Here is a 17,581-nt window from a genome sequence, read left to right as displayed (position 1 = left end):
TCAGGGTGTGAGGATCACCTTGACATGCGCACCCGATCGTGCGGCGACGGCAGCATATCCCTCGGCGGCCTGGTCCAGCGACAGGTTCGTGGTGAAGATATCGTCGACGTTGAGGCGACCGTGCTGTAGCAGCGGGATCAGTTCCGGCCACGTCTGCTGAACCGGCGCGGTGGTCATCCGGAAGGTCAGGCTTTTCAGCAGCCCGGTGAGCGCCGGGAACGGGTACGGGTTGAGATTGTGGACGCCGACCACCGACACGGTGCCACGGGCCCGAACCGTGGCCAGGGCGTCGTCAAGCGTGGTGTCATTGCCGACGGCGTCGATGACGGAGTCGGCCCCGATACCGCCGGTGGCCGCTAGGACCGCCTGCGCCGCGGCCGGTGCGATGGCCGTGGCACCCAGTTTGGTCGCCCGCTCCCGCCGCTGCGCGACCGGGTCGACAGCGAATACCCGTGCCGCACCGAGGAACAACGCGGCGCGCACCGCACACAGACCGACCGCACCCAGCCCGATGACCACCACCGTGCCGCCCAATGGGATATCGGCACGCTGGGCGGCCGACCAGCCGGTGGCCAGGTTGTCAGTGAGCAGCAGTGCCTGCTCGGTGCTGATGTTCTCGGGCATCTTCAGCAGCTGGAAATCTGCGGCCGGCACGGCCATCAGTTCGGCCTGCGCGCCGCCGAGCACCCCCGAACCGAAGACCTGCGCGCCGGAGGCGCACTGGATCGGATCCTTGGTGGCACACCCGGCGCAGGCGCCGCAGCCGGCCACCGAGGACACGATGACGTGGTCGCCGACCTTGACCGAGCGCACCTCGGACCCGACCTCGACGACGTTGCCGACCGCTTCGTGACCCAGCGAGACGGGCTGGAAGAGCGGGTAGTCACCCTCGTAGAAGTGCAGGTCCGAACCGCAGATTGCGGCCGCCGTCACCGCAACGATGGCGCCTGTCGGGCCCGGCAACACCGGGTCGGGCCAGCTGTCGACTCGGACCGATCCCGGCGTGTCAATGAGCACCGCGCGCATGACTTCCTCACTTCCCTTTATTCACAACGAAATTCGACCAGTCCGGGTCGCGCACCGCATTCCAGTACACCGGCAGGCGCCACGGGCTCACGGTGTGAATTTCTCCGTCGGAGTTCTTGAAATAGGAATGCTTGATCGACGGATGCGCCCACACCATCGTGGCGATCTCGGCTTGATGGCGGCGATGCCAGTCCTCGGTGGCATCCGTCGTCGGCTCAATGGCGTTCCAGCCGTTGGTGATCAGCTCGGCTAGGCAGGAGTTGACATACCGCATCTGCAGCTCGGAGTTGAAGATCAGACTGCCACCGTGCGCCAGATGGTTGCCGGGGCCGTAGAGCATGAAGAAATTGGGAAAGCCCGGCACGGTGATACCCAGGTACGCCGACGGCCGCTCCCCCCACGCGGTGCGCAGATCCACCCCCTCGCGGCCGGTGATGTTCAACGGGTACAACACCTCGGTGGCACGAAAACCCGTTGCGTAGACGATGATGTCGACGTCATGGGTCACGCCGTCGGCGGTGACCACGGCATGCGGGGTGATCCGTTCGATCGGAGTGCGCACCAACTCGACGTCGTCACGGCGCAGTGTGGTCAGCCAGGTTCCGTTGTCCTGCAACGTCCTTTTACCGGTCGCGGGATAGTCCGGCAGCACCTTGCTCAGCAGCTCCGGATCGTCCCCGACCTGGGTGGTAATCCAGTCGGTGAACATCAGGCGCCCCAGGGCGTTCATCTCGCTGACCGCGTAGTTCGGGTCGTCGGGGTGGCTATAGGCAGGATCCGAGCGGGCCGCCTCCAGACCCTTGTCCGCTCCCGGCCACATCACCAGGAATCGGTACCAACGGTTGTAGTAGGGGAGGTGATTCATCGCCCAGCGCACGCCGTCGCCCACGCTGTCGTGATACATCGGGTTGGGGAACATCCACTGCGCGGTGCGCTGAAAGACAGTCAGGTGCTCCACCTGGTCGGCGATCGCCGGGGCGATCTGGAAGCCACTGGCGCCCGCGCCGATGAGCGCGACCCGCTTGCCGGTGAGATCGACGGAGTGATCCCAGGCCGCGGAATGAAACGACGGCCCCTCGAACGTGTCGGCGCCGTCGATATCGGGGAATTGTGGCCGGTTCAGCTGGCCCACGGCGGTAATGACAGCCTTGGCCTGAATGCTGGATTCGGTTCCGTCCTCGGCGCGCACGATCACCAGCCACGTGCCGTCGTCGTCGTTCCAGGTCGCCGACACCACCTCGGTCTGCCAGCGGACGTTCTCATCGAGATCGTGTCGGGCCAAGACGGTTTCGAAATACGCCCGCAGTTCGGGCTGTTCGGCGAAATAATGCGACCAGTCGTTGCTGGGCTCGAAGCTGTAGCAATAGAAGTGGTTGGCCACATCGACTCGTGCACCGGGATAGCTGTTCTCCCACCATGTTCCGCCCGGACCAGCGTTCTTCTCGATGATGGTGAACGCGATGTTGGCCTGCTTGAGCCGGATTCCGGCGAGCAGACCCGATTCGCCACAGCCGATCACGACAACCGGGAAGTCGGCGGCGGCCGCGGGGTCGAGCGCGACAGGGCGGCGCGGGTCGACATCCTCGAGGTCCATCTCCTCCAGGACCATCGGCCGGTATTCGTCGTCGACGTGCTCGCAGGCAGCCCAATCCAGCATCTCCCCGATCAACTCGGGACTCAGCGGCACCGGCCCCGGGCAGCCCCGGTCGCGATAGTCGGCGATCACCGGTAATGCCAGCGCGCGGGCCTTGGCCTTGTCCTCCTCGGACATGAAGCCCTGGACCTCGTTGAGGAAGACGCCGGCCTGCTTGAACTCGCGGATGAAGCGCGGATCGCCGGTGATGTGCACCAGGGACAGGAGCAGCGTGGGGATGCTGACTTGTTCCAATGCGGCTGCGATCTCGCCGTCCGAGGACGTGAAGGGTTGCCCCGCATACGGATTGGTCGACATTGACGTGTCCTCTCGCAGATCGACAATTACGCTACGCGCAGTTCCGTAATTGCCGCCACCACGATACTGTCGGGGCCGTCACGGATCAAGGTCCCGTCCTAGCCGTATCGCCGCCATATCGCGCCGTAGCGTCGGTTGCCATACTGGCAGCGTGGCCACCACCGAAATCCATCCCGAACTGCGCAAAGCCGCGCGGTTCATCCCCCGCAAGCTGATCACCCCGCGGACGCTGCCGGTCATCCGCCGGCTGACCGCGTTCCAGCGCGCCCGGACCGACGATGTCGACGTGCTGACGTTGGAGTCGGGTATCGGCATCCGCCTGTACCGGCCGGCCGCAACGTTGACGACGACCCCGGCGCTGCTCTGGATCCATGGCGGCGGCTACGTGATCGGCAGCGCCGCCCAGGACGACCTGCTGTGCCGCAAATTCGTCAAGGAGCTCGGCATCACGGTGGCCGCGGTCGACTACCGGCTGGCACCCGAGCATCCGTACCCGGCGCCACTGGAGGACTGCTACACCGCACTGCAATGGCTGGCCGAGCTGCCCGGCGTCGACGCCGACCGGATCGCGATAGGCGGGGCCAGCGCCGGCGGCGGACTGTGCGCGGCACTGGCACTGCTGGCCCGCGATCGCGACGGGGTGAAGCCCGTCTTTCAGGTGCTGGTATACCCGATGATCGACGACCGCAGCGTCGGCGCTCACCTCTACAACCCGGGCCACCGGCTGTGGGACGCCACCAGTAACAAGTTCGGCTGGACGGCCTATCTGGGCGGTGCCGACCCGCAGGTCGCCGCGCCTGCGCGCCGCACCGACCTGGCCGGCCTGCCGCCGGCGTGGCTCGGCGTCGGAACACTCGACCTGTTCCACGACGAAGACCTCGCCTACGCCGAGCGATTGCGGGCCGCGGGAGTGCCGTGCCAGGTCCACGTGGTGCCCGGCGCGTTCCACGGTTTCGACGGGATCGCGGCCAAGGCCGACATCTCGAACGCCTTCTTCTACAGCCAGTGTGACAGCCTGCGCGCACGTTTCGAGGGCTGAGTTGTCCACGCTGACGACTGAACAGCGGGACCTGGCCGACGCCGTGGCCGACCTGATGGACAAACGGTCACCCGAGGCCGAGGTCCGCCGGTTGATGGCCACCGACACCGGTTATGACCCCGCGGTCTGGTCCGAGCTTGCCGCGATGGGGCTGCTGGGCCTGGCGATACCCGCGACGTTCGGAGGCTCCGGCGCCGGCGCGGTCGAGGTGGGGCTGGTCGCCGAAGCGATGGGCCGGGCGCTGCTGTGCGCGCCGTACCTGTCGACTTTGCTGAGCACTCATCTCGTTCTGGCGCTTGGCGACACCAAGGAGCAGGCCGATTCCTTGCCCCGCATCGCCGCGGGTGAACTTCTCGCGACGGTGGCGTTCGCCGAGTCCGGGTCGGCCCGTGCGCCGCTGACACCGCAGACCGTGGCGCGCCCAGCCGGATTCGAGTGGAGGTTGTGGGGCGAGAAGACCTACGTACTCGATGCGACGATCGCTGGGCGAATCTATGTCCTGGCCGGGGACGCGGTGTTCGCCGTCGAGCCCGATGCCCCTGGTGTGGAGATCAGCGCACTGTCGACGGTCGATGCGACCCGCAAGCTGGGCCGGTTGGTGTTGAGTGACACGCCAGGCCGACTGGTGGGTGCGTTGGACGGCGCAGCCGCCGCGCTCGACCGGGCGCTGGATCTCGCATCGGTGGCGCTGCTGGGCGAGCAGGCGGGCGGTGCGATGCAGGCGACGCGGATGGCCGCCGAGTACGCCAAGACCCGGTTCCAGTTCGGGCGCGCGATCGGGAGTTTCCAGGCGATCAAGCACATGTGCGCCAACATGCTGCTCGACGCCGAGTCGGCGTTGTCCGCGGCTCGCCACGTCGCCGCCGCGTTCGACGCCGATGAACCCGGGCGGCTGGTGGATCTGGCTGCTGCACAGGCATATTGCTCGGAGGCGTTCGTGACGATAGCGGCCGACAGCATCCAGGTTCATGGCGGGATCGGCTTCACCTGGGAGCATCCGGCCCACCTGTACCTGCGGCGGGCCAGGACCGATGCCGAATTGTTCGGCGACCCGGCGTGGCACCGGGAACGCTATATCCGGCTGCGGGAGGCACTGTGAACCACGAAAGCACGACGACCGACGACCAGGTGCGCGACGAGGTCCGCCAGTGGCTGGCGGGCAACTGGGATTCTTCCTTGGACCGCAGGCAGTGGGCACAGTTGGTGTTCGACGCCGGCTGGGCGGTACCCGGCTGGGAGCCGCAATGGTGGGGCCGAGGACTTTCGGATGCCCAATCACGCATTGTGGCAGCTGAATTCGCGGCAGTGGGCGCGCCGGGGACAGGGCATGACCGGGCGAACTTGTTCGCCTGCACACTGCACGATCTGGGGACCGACGAGCAGAAGCACCGGCTGATCCCGCCATCGATCCGCGGTGAGAGCAAGTGGTGCCTACTGTATTCCGAGCCCGGCGCGGGATCAGATCTGGCCGGGTTGCGTACTCGCGCCGAGCGGGACGGCGACGACTGGGTGATCGACGGCCAGAAGGTGTGGACGTCCTTCGCCAAGACAGCCGACTACGGCCTACTGGTGGCCCGCACCGACTGGGATGTGCCCAAGCACAAGGGGATCAGCTTCTTCATGTTCCCGATGCGCCAGCCCGGCGTCGAGGTTCGCCCGATCCACCAGATCACCGGCGAGTCCGAGTTCAACGAGGTGTTCATCTCCGGCGCAAGGGTGCCCGACGCCAACGTGGTCGGCGAACCCGGCGGCGGCTGGTCGGTGCTGCAGGTGGCGTTGTCCTACGAGCGGCGGCTGATGGGCGATCTGGCCCGCACGACGCGTTCGGCCCGCAAACCACAGGCCGATGCCGACAGCCTGATCGAAATGGCCCGCTGCGCAGGACGATTGGGCGATGGGTTCATCCGGCAGGAGATCGCTCGGGTAGAGGCCTACGCGGCCGTGAACCGATGGAACACCCAGCGGGCCAAGGCAACCAGTGATCGTGCGGAGGCTGCAACGTTGTTGGCGCTGGGCAAGATCGCGATGTCACGGATCCTGCACGAGACGGCGAAGGTGCAGACCGAGATCGCCGGCCCGGAGGCGATGTTGAGCGGTCCGGACAATCCGGTCGGTGATGCGGTGACATTCCGGACGCTGAATGCGTACTTCACCTCGATCGGCGGCGGCACCGACCAGATCCAACGCAATATCGTCGGCGAGCGCGTTCTCGGTTTACCGAAAGAGCCGGATCCCTATCGGAATACAGCGTTCAGGGAGCTGCCGACGTCGAGCTGACCGAAGGAGTTGTCCCCAGTCTCGGGTTCATCCCCAGATTGGGCCCTGGTGGGTGCGGTTTTTGTCGGTGGTTCGCACTAGTGTTCGGAGGTATGAGTTCGGTTCTGGCGGCGCTGGATGCGCTCGACGCCGCAGTCGAACTTGTGAGTGCCGCTGACATCGAGGAGTTGGCCGCTCCGGAGCGGTTCGCGGTGTTGGAGTGGGTGGAAACGGCTCAGCGTCGGCTGACGGCGGTCTCTCATGCCGGGGTGGCCGGGTTGGAGCGGTTTGAGGGGTGCCCGCCGGTGGGGATTGCGTTGGCGGATGTGTTGCGGATCAGCCGCAAGGAGGCCAACCGGCGGATCCGCAACGCCGAACAACTCGCGCCGCGGACCACGCTGACCGGAGAACCCCTGCCACCCCAATTGCCAGAAACCTCGACCGCGTGGCACGACGGACTACTTGATGGCGAGCACCTGCGGGTCATTCAGAAGTTCTTCGGCGACCTCCCCGACCACATAGCACCAGTCGAGATCGAGAAGGCCGAGCAGTCCTTAGCCCAGCATGCGGTGAATCTGCGCCCGGATCAGCTGGAGAAACTCGCCCACCGGCTCGCACTGCATCTCAATCCCGATGGCACGTTTTCCGATGAGGACCGCGCCCGCAAACGCGGGTTTGTGTGGTGTGGGGGTCAACAGGTCGACGGGATGAGCGTCGGCCGGTTGATCGCCGACCCCGAACTACGCTCGGAACTCGACGCCTGGTTCGCCAAGTTCGCCGCCCCCGGCGTGGGCAACCCCGCCGACGATAACCCGACCGTCGCACCCTCGGATGAGGTCCAGGAGCGAGACCGGCGCAGCTGTGGGCAGCGTCAGCATGATGCGCTGACAGCATTGGTGCGTGGACAGCTCGGCGATCCGAAGTTCGGCCAGCACAACGGGCTACCCGTCACGGTCATCGCCACCGCCACCGTCCACGACCTGCAGAACAAGGCCGGGCATGCCGTCACCGCCGGAGGCACCTTGCTGCCGATCCCCGATCTGATCCGGATGGCCAGCCACGCCTACCTCTACCTCACGTTGTTCGACGGGGTGAAGGGGCGAGCGTTATGGCTGGGCCGCACCAAACGGAACGCCTGCGCCGATCAGCGAATCATCCTGCACGCCAGGGACCGCGGCTGGCCTGCCCACCCGACAACAACCTCGTCGAAACCGGCAGCTGGAACACCCGCACACTCGCCAACGGCCACACCCAATGGATCCCACCACCCGGACTACCCATGCTCACCGGCGGCGTCAACGACTACCACCACCCCGAACGATTACTACTCGAAGATGACGAAAGGGATTGATCGATCACGTGCGGGTGCCCGGCGATGACGGTGGCGGCCACCAGGTCAGCGTCGAGAGTGTCCAGCACGTCGGCCGGCGGCGCACCCAACACACACAGATCTCCCGGCTGTCCGGGTTCGATGAGCCGCGGCACGTCGGGGCGGTCCGGATGGCCGGCGAACATCGTCAAAGCCGCTGTGGCCGAAACACATTCACCGGCATTCAACACAGCTCCGGTGGCGGCTGTGCGGTAGACCGCGGCGCGCATCGCCGCCCAGGGATCGGCGCCGCCGAACGGTAGGTCCGTCGACAGCGCGACCCGCACACCGGCATCGAGTAGCGAGGCCAGCCGCCACAGCGCGGGCTGGTCGGCGGCCTCCACATCCGCGAGGTACTGCTCACCGCGTTCGGCGACAAAGTTGGGCTGGGTCACCACCAGCACACCGATATCCGCGAGTTCGGCGATGGTGTCGGCAGGCACCACGGCCGCATGCTCGATTCGGTCACCGGGCTGAGTGCCTGCCGCTCGCAGTGCGGCCAGGCTGACGACCAGTTGACTGGCGGTCACACAGTGCAGGGCGACGGCGCCGCTAGTCCTGTGTTGCGCGGCAATCCAACTGGTCAGCTCGTCGAGATCCAGCGAATCATCGTGCAAGATCCGCTTTCCCGGAGCCAGCCAGTGCACCGTCTGGTGTAATCCCCCGTGCCGATGCTCCTCGGTCAGCGTGACGATATCGTCGGTGCCCAAAGCCGGGGTGGCATCGGTGACGCCCGTGACCCCGTAGCCCAGGAGCCGACGGCTGATCTCGGCCAGGTTGGTGTCGCGGCGTGCCACCGCATCCGACCAGCTGTCGTGACTGCGCAACGTACCGTCGGGGTGGTCGGGCAGGCCGACGGCGGCGAGGCCCGCTGAGTTCAGGAACCACAGCACGCCACTGCGGTGCTGAATACGCAGCGGCACAGCTCCATAGAGCTCGTCCAGGACCGACCGGTCGAGCGGACCCGCAGCGGATTCGTGGTAGCCGACCGCGCGGACCCAGCCGTCGATGCCGACGGGCGCCGCGGCCAGCACGCGAGCGAGTGCGGCGCGGTCGTGGACTCGTGCGGGCCCAACCTGGACGGAATCCAGTGCCGCCGCGGCGGCGCGCAGGTGAACGTGATGGTCGTGCAGACCCGCTATCACAGTGCCACCCGCGGCATCGAGGACCGTTTCACCCCGGTGCGGAGTCAGCCCCTCGGTGACCTCCTCGATGCGCACGGTCACTCGGATATCGGCGGCGCGCCCGTCCAGCAGGCGGGCTCGCTGGATCAGCATGTGACTGAGTTTCGTTGACTGACAAGGGCATCGACCGCGACGTTGTCGGCACCGAGTTGCGATGCGCGTGTGACGTGCGGTGGCGGCTGTGGCGGCTGGGCTGATGCTGAGGATTGTGATGACGCGCTGGGCAGCGCCGCGTAGCCCGCCGCCACGGCCGACATCGACACCTCGATGGTCTCCCCCCCACCGCGGAACAAGGAATGCGCCACCACCAGTGCGGATTCCAGCCCCGTGAGCGGATCGGCGATCGCGTCGCCGCAGAACACCGGGCCGCTCGCGCTGGTGTCTACCAGTCCGCCTGCCACGGCGGCGTCATCGCCGAAGGCGGCGCGCTGGGAGTCCGGCCCGTGTCCGCTGACTCGCAACCACACCCTGCCATCCGGGCCCGGCAGGGTCTCCGGGCTCAAGCCCCGCCGGGCCAGTGCGCCAGGCCGGGACCCCTCGATCACTACGTCGGCTGTCGCCAACAACGCTTGCAGGCGTTCGCTGTCACGATCGAAATCTACAGCGTAGGAGAGCTTTCCGTGATTGATCCAGTCGTAAAACACCTGGTCGCCGGTGCGGGTTCCGTCCGGGCGGGCCGGGCTTTCCACCTTGACGACGGTCGCGCCGGCGTCGGCCAGAACCTGCCCGCACAACGGGCCGGCCCACATCGAGGACAAATCGGCCACCAGCAGGCCCGCGGCCGATCGGGGTGCAACCCGGTTTCCGTGCTGAGTCACCCGAGGTGACTCGGCCGTCGCCTCACCGAGTCGCGCGGCAGGCAGACCCAGCAGGCCAGCCCGCTGGACCGCCTCGTCGGCGTCGCGCGGGGCGGCCCATTGCGCGATCGTCGACCAGGGGTCATCCGGCACTGTGTCAGCCTCGACGAGAGCCGGGATGGCGTCGATGTCATCGGGGCGGGAGAGGGTCAGCGCCCACCAGCCGTCACGCGTCGGCATCAGGCGGGTGGCGCCGCCGGCCGAAATCCGGCCGCGCCGGTGCAGTCCGAGCAGCGCGGCCCGGCCCGTCAAGGTGGCGGCGGCGTCGACCCGCACGGCCAGGTATTCGGCCAGTTCAGCGGCTACCGCATAGGCGCGGGCCAGCACGCCGCTGCCCACCCAGTCCGCGCCGCCGCCGTCCACCCCACCATTGTCGCGCGAGACCTGTCGGCCACGGCGCAGCACTAGAAGTGCAGCGCGGTGAACCGCCAGTCCAGCACCTGCCGGTCGCCGCTCTCGTCGGCCGCCGCGTACACCAGCGAGCGCAATGTGAGCACCCCACCGCGGTCGTCGGGCAGCGCATCAGCCGCCTCGACATGCAGCTCGCTGTACAACGTGTCGCCCTCGCGCACGGGTCCGGTGTGATCGCAGGACTGCCAGCCCAACACCGTCGCCACGTTCGGCAGCAGCCGGCTGGCCTGGGCCAACGCCAGCCCGATGGTGTGCCCGCCATACACCAGACGCTGGCCCCCGACCCGCGAATCATGATGGGTGGCAGCAATATTCAGGCTAAGTCGGGCCAGCTCCGGAGCCGAGCTGACGACGTCGCCGGTGCTGCGCAGGACCGAACCGGCCATATCGTCAGAGAAGTGCGGACCGGGAACCCGTTCCCGGAAGGCCACCGCATTCCAGTCGGCGGTCGGGTCCGGGGCGGCAGCCAGATCGGCGCCGATCTGCGACAGATCGTCGGCATGGCCGGTATCGGCGGCGTCCGGACTCAGCGGCAGCATCGCGCAGCGGTAGAAGTCCAGCACCAGCCGGCCCACCTGGTCGATGGTGGTCATCCGCAACGCTGCCAGCCCCGTCGCCGCACGACCGGGCTTGGCGGTGTTCTGGCGCAGCCCGACCACTTCCGTGCGGGTGAACAGGCTGTCGCCCACGACGGGATAGCGGTAGAACGTCAGGCCGCGGTAGAACAGGTTGGCCTTGACTCGCTGGGTCACCAGCGTGCTCTGGCCGATCGCGACATCGCACACCAGCGCCGGGTGCGCCAGCGGGGCATCGCCACCGACGACGGCATGGGTCAGGTGGGCGTCCAGCGACAGTCGCATTCGATCGCCGAGGATCGCCTGGTGGGTGGCTGCCACACCGGATGTCAGTGTCATCGACGGCACCCAGTCGAAAACCTGCCCGACCACCAGATCATCGAAGTAGGGCCCGCCTGCCTCACCCCCACCAATATGGCCGTACAAAGTCACAGTCGCTCATACTGGCGGTTCTTCCGGTTCCGTGTCAATATGGCCGTACATTTCCCGATCTTGGAGCGACACTGGTGAGCACCGCACTCAACGACGAAGAAACGCTGCTGGTGGAGACGGTGCGGGCCTTCGTCGACCGTGACGTCAAACCCTCGGTGCGCGAGGTCGAGCACGCCAACACCTACCCTGAAGCGTGGATCGAGCAGATGAAGCGGATCGGCATCTACGGGTTGGCGATCAGCGAACAGTACGGCGGCTCTCCGGTGTCGATGCCCTGCTACGTCGAGGTCACTCAGGAACTGGCCCGCGGCTGGATGAGCCTGGCCGGTGCGATGGGCGGCCACACCGTGGTGGCCAAGCTGCTCGAGATCTTCGGCACTGACCAACAGAAGCAGACCTACCTGCCGGCGATGGCCACCGGCGATGTGCGCGCGACGATGGCGCTGACCGAACCCGGCGGCGGCTCCGATTTGCAGAACATGACGTGCATCGCCCGCGCCGACGGCGACGAACTGGTGATCACGGGAGCCAAGACGTGGATCTCCAACGCCCGCAGGTCGGGCCTGATCGCACTGTTGTGCAAGACCGATCCGCAGGCAACGCCCCGCCACAGGGGCATCTCGGTGGTGCTCGTCGAGTCGCCTACCGCCGGGCTGACGATCTCGCGAGACCTGCCCAAACTCGGCTACAAGGGGGTGGAGTCCTGCGAGCTGGCCTTCGACGACTGCCGGGTGCCGGCCTCCGCGATCCTGGGTGGTGCGCCCGGGCGCGGTTTCAGCCAGATGATGAAAGGCCTCGAGACGGGCCGCATTCAGGTCGCCTCGCGTGCGCTCGGCGTGGCGACCGCGGCCCTGGAGGACGCGCTGGCCTATGCCCAGGACCGGAAGAGCTTCGGCCGGCCGATCTGGAAGCACCAGGTGATAGGCAACTATCTGGCCGATATGGCCACCAAGCTGACCGCCGCCCGCCAGCTCACCCGCTACGCCGCGCAGCGCCATGACAGCGGGGAGCGTTGCGACATGGAGGCCGGGATGGCGAAACTGTTCGCCTCCGAGGTGGCGATGGAGATCGCGCTGAACGCGGTGCGCATCCACGGCGGCTACGGCTACTCCACCGAATACGACGTCGAACGCTACTTCCGGGACGCGCCGCTGATGATCGTCGGTGAGGGCACCAATGAGATCCAGCGCAATGTGATCGCCGGTCAGCTCGTCGCGCGCGGAGGAATCTAGCCGGCCATGAAACCCGGGCCCGCGTATCAGGTTCTGCGGCAACGGCTTCGCGACGAGATCGCGGCCGGGGCCTACCCTGATGGCGTGCGGTTGCCGACCGAGTCCGAGCTGGTCGCCGAGCACAAGCTGTCCCGGCAGACGGTCCGCCGCGCGTTCCAGGATCTGGTGGCCGAAGGTGTGGTGTACCGGGTGCCCGGCCGCGGCACGTACGCGAATCGGGGATATCGTCCGGCGGGCAGGAGCGCAGCGACCCGCGGATATTTACGGCAGCTCGGTTCGATCGAGGACCTGATGAGCCTGTCCGAGGACACCAGCATGGAAGTACTACAGGGCCTTTCGCGACGGGTCGACGTGACAGCGGCCGGCCGGCTGCGCCTGGAGCGCGACGTGGTGTACACCGTGGTGTTCCGGCGGTTGCACGACGGCGTTCCGTTCGTGGTGACCACCGTGCACCTGCCCGAGGTCATCGCGCGGCTGGTGTTCGACTCGCCGGAGCTGGCCGGCGGCGCGGTCGGCACCAACACCGTGATCGGTGTCCTCGAACCGCACCTGGATCAGCCGATTGCCGAAGCGGCCCAGTCGATCACCGTCGCCCCCGCCGACGAGCTGGCGGCCGGCGCACTGGGCTGCCAGCTCGGACATCCCCTGTTGCGGGTGGACCGGCTGTACTCCGATACCACCGGCACCCCGGTCGAGCTGTCGGTCAGCCACTTCCTGCCCGAGCAGTACACCTACCGCGTCACGCTGCGCCGCTCGAGCTGACCTCGTCCACCAGACCCCAGGCCAACGCGGTGGCCGCGTCAATCATCTGCCCCGATAGCACCAAATAGGCTGTGCGCCAACGGCCGATACGCCGGGGGATGCTCAGGGTGCCGCCTGCTCCCGGAATCAGGCCCAGTGTCAGTTCGGGCAACCCGAGCACCGCGTCGCTGTGGCAGCTGACCCAGCCGCAGAACGCCGCCATCTCCAGCCCACTACCCAGCACGCGGCCGTGAACCTCGGCCCGGCACTGCCGGCCCAACCGGCGGGTCAAGTCATCGAGCGCGAGCGCGGGGCTGTGCCGGGTTCGGGCCAGGTGCGCGGAAGCGGGGTCGGCGAACGTACCGAACTCGCCGAGATCCCCACCGCTGCAAAAGGATGGGCCGTTGCCACCCAGCACCACCTCGGTGACGCTGTCATCAAGTAGCGCAACTGTCAGCGCCTCCAGCAACAGCGCCCGTGCGTCGGTGCTGAACGCGTTGTGCCGCGTCGGCCGATTGAACCGGATCCGCAGCGTTCCACCGTCCCGCTCGGTCACCACCGGGTCAGGGATGTCGGGTGACGCGGCCGGTCCGCGCTCGGCCAGCCAGCGGGCGAACTCCGGGCCGGCCTGCAGCGTCGAATACGCCAGCGATTCGATGACAATCCCCGGCAGAGCCGGACCGATCACGTCCACCGACCGAAGCACGTCATCGCAGATCGCGCTGGCATGCGGCCAGCGTGCGCAGCGCTCACTCAGGTCGGCCAGCGTGTCGCTGATCGAGTCCACCGCGACGAACCGGCGGTCTTCGTGCTCATCCGTAGTGAGCGCGAATGTCGCAGTATCCAGCCAGAATTCACCGTCAGGTGTGGACGATTCCCCCACCGCCACGACGACGCCCAGCGAATCGGTTACCCCGATCGGAGGTGGGTCGGACAGGTCGACGAGGTGCATTTAGCCGGTCGGCGCGGGCGAGTACTTGACGATCAGTTCCTGCTTGTACAGCTTGCCGGTGTCGGTGCGCGGCAGCTCGGACTCGAACGAGATCGATCGCGGACACTTGTAGTGCGAGAGCCGATCACGCAACCACACCAGTAGTTCGGCGGCGAATTCCTCCGTCGCATCGGAGGCGTCGACCAGCTGCACCACACCCTTGACGCTTTGGCCCATCTCGTGGTCCGGCACGCCGAACACTGCGGCATCCATCACCTTCGGGTGCGTGACGAGCATGTTCTCGGCTTCCTGCGGGTAGATGTTCACCCCGCCCGAGATGATCATGTGGTGCCGGCGGTCGGTGAGGTAGAGGTAGCCCTCCTCGTCCAGATAACCGATGTCGCCGACCGTCTTCCAGCCGTGGCTGTCGCGCGATTTGGCGGTCTTCTCGGCGTCATTGAGGTATTCGAAGTCCATGCCTCCCTCGAAGTAGATCTCCCCCGCCTGACCGGGCGGCATCTCGTTGCCGTCCTCGTCGAGGATGTGCAGGGCGCCCATCATCGGCTTGCCGACCGAGCCCGGGTGGGTGAGCCAGTCCTCGGCGAAGATCAACGTCGACCCGATCGCCTCCGACGAGGCGTAGTACTCGTCGACGATCGGACCCCACCAATCGATCATCTGCTTCTTGATCTCGACGGGGCAGGGCGCGGCCGCGTGCATGACCCGCCGCAGACTCGAGATGTCATACGAATTGCGAACATCCTCAGGCAGTTTCAGCATCCGGGTGAACATCACCGGGACGAACTGGCCGTGGGTGACCTTGTGCCGCGCAATCGCGTCCAGGCAGCCCCGCGCGTCGAACTTCTCTAGCACCACGGTGGTGATGCCCGCCGCGAGCGTCTGCATCGACCACACCGACGGGGCGGTGTGATACAGCGGGGCGGGGCTGATGTACACCGCATCGGGGGTCATCCAGAATCCGATGAGTGCGGCCATCATGCCGGGCACCTCGGTGGGCGGCAGGTGCGGAAGCTCGCGCTTGATTCCCTTGGGCTGCCCCGTGGTTCCCGACGAATACTGCAGCAGGTCGCCCTCGATCTCGTCGTCGATCGGCGTAACTGGCTGGTCCGCAACGCATTCCGGGTATCTGCGCCAGCCGTCGAGTTCCCCGTCGGTGATGATCAGCAGCGGAGGCATCGTCGGCAACTCCGCGGCGAGTCCGGCGAGGGTGTCCTTCAGCCCCGCCGAGCCGACGACGGCCTTGGCCGCACTGTTGTCGATGATGTAGGCGGCTTCGGCTGCCGTCAGGTGCGTATTGATCGGCACGTAATAGAGCCCGGAACGCCGCGCCGCCCACAACACGGTGTGGAAGTGCGTGTTGTTCTCGATGAGGATCGCGACGGAGTCCCCCTCGCGCAACCCGGCCTGCCGGAACAGGTGGGCCAGCTGGTTGGCCCGGGCTTCCATCTCGCCGAACGTGACGGTTTTTCCGGACGGATACAGGATGACGGCCGGCTTGTCGGGAGTGCCCTGCGCATGCTCGCGGATCTGCATGGGGAGCACTGTACGACAGGGCCAGTTGACGGGTGTCAACTGGCCCTGTCTACGTACTGAAGCGGTTAGGAACTCTCGGCAAGGCGCTGCTTGAGCGCCTCGAACTCGTCCTTCACACCGGTCGGCAACTTCTCGCCGACGAACTCGAACCACTCCTCGATCAAGGGCAGTTCGTCGCGCCATTCCTGGATGTTGACCGCGAGCGCCTCGTTGACGTCATCAGCGTCGGCGTCCAGGCCGTCGAGATCCAGGTCAGCCGCGCCCGGCACGATGCCGATCGGCGTCGTGGCTCCGTTGGCCCTACCCTCGACCCGCTCGATGATCCACTTCATCACGCGGCTGTTCTCGCCGAAGCCCGGCCACAGGAAGCGGCCGTCGTCGCCGCGGCGGAACCAGTTGACGAAGAAGATCTTCGGCAGCTTCGACTCATCGGCGTTCTTGCCGAGGTTGATCCAGTGCCCCATGTAGTCACCGACGTTGTAGCCGATGAACGGGATCATGGCCATCGGGTCGCGGCGGACGGTGCCGACCTTTCCCTCGGCCGCGGCGGTCTGCTCGGACCCCAGGGTGGCCCCGATGAACACGCCGTGCTGCCAGTCGCGGGCCTGCGTCACCAGCGGCACCGTCGTCTTGCGGCGTCCGCCGAACAGGATGGCCGAGATCGGCACGCCCTGGGGGTCATCCCATTCCGGGGCCAGCGTCGGGCACTGCGACATCGGGGTGCAGTAGCGCGAGTTCGGGTGCGCCGCCTTCTCGGGCGAACCCGGTTCCCAGTCGTTGCCCTTCCAGTCAATGAGGTGCTGCGGGTCGCCCTCGAGGCCCTCCCACCAGACCCCGCCATCGTCGGTCAGCGCGACATTGGTGAAGACGGTGTTGCCCGCGGCGACGGTCTTCATCGCGTTGGGATTGGAACTCCAGTTGGTTCCCGGTGCCACACCGAAGAAACCGAACTCAGGGTTGGTGGCATACAGCCGGCCGTCCTTGCCGAAGCGCATCCACGCGATGTCGTCGCCGACGGTCTCGGCGCGCCAGCCGGGGATGGTCGGCTGCAGCATGGCGAGGTTCGTCTTACCGCAGGCCGAGGGAAACGCGGCGGCCACGAAATACGCCTTGTTCTCCGGCGAGATCAGCTTGAGGATCAGCATGTGCTCGGCCAGCCAGCCCTCGTCATGCGCCATCGCCGAAGCGATACGCAGCGAGTAGCACTTCTTGCCCAGCAGAGCGTTGCCGCCATAGCCCGAGCCGAAGCTCCAAATCTCGCGGGTCTCGGGGAAGTGGGTGATGTACTTCGTGTCGTTGCACGGCCACGGGACGTCTTCCTGGCCCGGCTCCAAGGGCGCACCGATCGAGTGCAGCGCCTTGACGAAGAAACCGTCCTCGCCGATCTTGTCCAGCGCGGCCTTGCCCATGCGGGTCATCGTCCGCATCGAGACGACAACGTATTCGGAGTCGGTGATCTCGACGCCGAGCTTCGGATCGTCGGCACCCAACGGGCCCATGCAGAACGGCACCACGTACATCGTGCGGCCGCGCATGCTGCCGCGGTACAGCTCGGTCATGAGGCCGCGCATCTCGGCGGGGTCCATCCAGTTGTTCGTGGGGCCGGCGTCGATAGCCCGCTCCGAGCAGATGTAGGTCCGGGACTCCACCCGCGCGACGTCCGAGGGTGCCGAACGCGCCAGATACGAACTGGGCTCTTCGGAGTCGCTCAGCTTGGTGAAGGTGCCCGCGGCCACCAGCTGGTCGCACAGTCGCTGGTACTCCTCATCGGAGCCATCGGCGAAGACGACGCGGTCAGGCTGCGTCAATTCGGCGACCTCGTGGACCCAAGCGAGGAGGCCGTGATGCTGTGTCGGTGGCGTATCCAAACCTGGGATGGTCGCTGAAGTCATCGCTCAATCTCCTGCTCACTTATTCTGGCCAGGACACAGGCCGGATTCCGCACCGGAGCACGGTCCTCCCTGAAAAGTAGGTTAACGCGGGTGAGATACCCGCCGTTAATCAGGATTATGTCCGATCACTC

General features: G+C 66.8%; 13 protein-coding genes and 1 pseudogene. 6 read left to right on the top strand and 8 right to left on the bottom strand.

Going from position 1 to position 17,581, the window contains the following annotated elements; all coding sequences use genetic code 11:
* Together G6N13_RS09100 and G6N13_RS09095 are read right to left on the bottom strand one after the other, a co-directional pair.
* Positions 1 to 1,026 (bottom strand): alcohol dehydrogenase catalytic domain-containing protein, encoded by a 1,026-nt coding sequence (locus tag G6N13_RS09100; RefSeq protein WP_163696381.1) that lies wholly within the window; start codon positions 1,024 to 1,026, stop codon positions 1 to 3.
* A 7-nt stretch (positions 1,027 to 1,033) separates the two neighbouring features.
* Positions 1,034 to 2,977 (bottom strand): flavin-containing monooxygenase, encoded by a 1,944-nt coding sequence (locus G6N13_RS09095; RefSeq protein ID WP_163696379.1) that lies wholly within the window; start codon positions 2,975 to 2,977, stop codon positions 1,034 to 1,036.
* A 151-nt stretch (positions 2,978 to 3,128) separates the two neighbouring features.
* Here G6N13_RS09095 and G6N13_RS09090 point away from each other — a divergent pair, with 151 nt between their 5' ends.
* The 4 genes and pseudogenes from G6N13_RS09090 to G6N13_RS09075 all read left to right on the top strand — a co-directional run bounded on the left by G6N13_RS09090 (position 3,129) and on the right by G6N13_RS09075 (position 7,623).
* Positions 3,129 to 4,016, top strand: a complete 888-nt coding sequence (locus G6N13_RS09090; RefSeq protein WP_163696377.1) for an alpha/beta hydrolase — start codon at positions 3,129 to 3,131, stop codon at positions 4,014 to 4,016.
* Position 4,017: 1 nt separating this feature from the next.
* Positions 4,018 to 5,115, top strand: coding sequence for an acyl-CoA dehydrogenase family protein (locus tag G6N13_RS09085; RefSeq protein ID WP_163696375.1), 1,098 nt, complete (start codon positions 4,018 to 4,020; stop codon positions 5,113 to 5,115).
* A complete protein-coding gene (locus G6N13_RS09080) occupies positions 5,112 to 6,293 on the top strand; it encodes an acyl-CoA dehydrogenase family protein (protein WP_163696372.1) in 1,182 nt (393 codons plus the stop codon). The genes G6N13_RS09085 and G6N13_RS09080 overlap by 4 nt, the downstream gene beginning before the upstream one ends.
* Positions 6,294 to 6,385: 92 nt before the next feature.
* A pseudogene (locus G6N13_RS09075) lies at positions 6,386 to 7,623 on the top strand (13E12 repeat family protein).
* Here the strand turns inward: G6N13_RS09075 and G6N13_RS09070 are convergent.
* From G6N13_RS09070 to G6N13_RS09060, 3 genes are read right to left on the bottom strand one after another with little or no spacing between them, the layout of a single operon-like run.
* Positions 7,575 to 8,918 (bottom strand): amidohydrolase family protein, encoded by a 1,344-nt coding sequence (locus tag G6N13_RS09070; RefSeq protein ID WP_163696370.1) that lies wholly within the window; start codon positions 8,916 to 8,918, stop codon positions 7,575 to 7,577. The pseudogene G6N13_RS09075 and the gene G6N13_RS09070 sit on opposite strands and share 49 nt — an antisense overlap.
* Positions 8,912 to 10,045, bottom strand: a complete 1,134-nt coding sequence (locus G6N13_RS09065) for a CoA transferase (RefSeq protein WP_235677980.1) — start codon at positions 10,043 to 10,045, stop codon at positions 8,912 to 8,914. The genes G6N13_RS09070 and G6N13_RS09065 overlap by 7 nt, the downstream gene beginning before the upstream one ends.
* Positions 10,046 to 10,086: 41 nt before the next feature.
* Complete coding sequence (locus tag G6N13_RS09060) at positions 10,087 to 11,100, bottom strand: MaoC family dehydratase (protein WP_163696366.1); 1,014 nt, start codon at positions 11,098 to 11,100, stop codon at positions 10,087 to 10,089.
* Positions 11,101 to 11,174: 74 nt separating this feature from the next.
* On the opposite strand from G6N13_RS09060, the gene G6N13_RS09055 reads away from it, so the two are divergent.
* Together G6N13_RS09055 and G6N13_RS09050 are read left to right on the top strand one after the other, a co-directional pair.
* Complete coding sequence (locus G6N13_RS09055; RefSeq protein ID WP_163696364.1) at positions 11,175 to 12,332, top strand: acyl-CoA dehydrogenase family protein; 1,158 nt, start codon at positions 11,175 to 11,177, stop codon at positions 12,330 to 12,332.
* 6 nt (positions 12,333 to 12,338) lie between these two features.
* Positions 12,339 to 13,094: a GntR family transcriptional regulator gene (locus G6N13_RS09050; protein WP_163696362.1), complete on the top strand. Its 756-nt coding sequence runs from the start codon at positions 12,339 to 12,341 to the stop codon at positions 13,092 to 13,094.
* Here G6N13_RS09050 and G6N13_RS09045 read toward each other — a convergent pair.
* The 3 genes from G6N13_RS09045 to G6N13_RS09035 all read right to left on the bottom strand — a co-directional run bounded on the left by G6N13_RS09045 (position 13,072) and on the right by G6N13_RS09035 (position 17,450).
* On the bottom strand, positions 13,072 to 14,025 hold the full coding sequence (locus tag G6N13_RS09045) for an enoyl-CoA hydratase/isomerase family protein (RefSeq protein ID WP_163696361.1): 954 nt from the start codon (positions 14,023 to 14,025) through the stop codon (positions 13,072 to 13,074). The two genes, G6N13_RS09050 and G6N13_RS09045, sit on opposite strands and share 23 nt — an antisense overlap.
* A complete protein-coding gene (gene fadD4 / locus G6N13_RS09040; protein WP_163696359.1) occupies positions 14,026 to 15,558 on the bottom strand; it encodes a fatty-acid--CoA ligase FadD4 in 1,533 nt (510 codons plus the stop codon). It lies immediately after the preceding gene.
* A 65-nt stretch (positions 15,559 to 15,623) separates the two neighbouring features.
* Positions 15,624 to 17,450, bottom strand: a complete 1,827-nt coding sequence (locus G6N13_RS09035) for a phosphoenolpyruvate carboxykinase (GTP) (RefSeq protein WP_163696357.1) — start codon at positions 17,448 to 17,450, stop codon at positions 15,624 to 15,626.
* Between the last annotated feature and the right edge of the window lie 131 nt (positions 17,451 to 17,581).

This window comes from Mycolicibacterium sarraceniae (assembly GCF_010731875.1).
Taxonomy (GTDB): domain Bacteria; phylum Actinomycetota; class Actinomycetes; order Mycobacteriales; family Mycobacteriaceae; genus Mycobacterium; species Mycobacterium sarraceniae.
The sequence above is the reverse complement of the archived record's forward strand: the minus strand, read 5'-3'. Positions and strand labels throughout refer to the sequence as shown.

Excerpts from the sequence above, each read along its gene's own strand:
- G6N13_RS09035 (WP_163696357.1), bottom strand. The coding sequence starts at position 17,450 with ATGACTTCAGCGACCATCCCAGGTTTGGATACGCCACCGACACAGCAT.
- G6N13_RS09070 (WP_163696370.1), bottom strand. The coding sequence starts at position 8,918 with ATGCTGATCCAGCGAGCCCGCCTGCTGGACGGGCGCGCCGCCGATATC.
- G6N13_RS09095 (WP_163696379.1), bottom strand. The coding sequence starts at position 2,977 with ATGTCGACCAATCCGTATGCGGGGCAACCCTTCACGTCCTCGGACGGC.
- G6N13_RS09050 (WP_163696362.1), top strand. The coding sequence starts at position 12,339 with ATGAAACCCGGGCCCGCGTATCAGGTTCTGCGGCAACGGCTTCGCGAC.
- G6N13_RS09045 (WP_163696361.1), bottom strand. The coding sequence starts at position 14,025 with ATGCACCTCGTCGACCTGTCCGACCCACCTCCGATCGGGGTAACCGAT.
- fadD4 (WP_163696359.1), bottom strand. The coding sequence starts at position 15,558 with ATGCAGATCCGCGAGCATGCGCAGGGCACTCCCGACAAGCCGGCCGTC.
- G6N13_RS09100 (WP_163696381.1), bottom strand. The coding sequence starts at position 1,026 with ATGCGCGCGGTGCTCATTGACACGCCGGGATCGGTCCGAGTCGACAGC.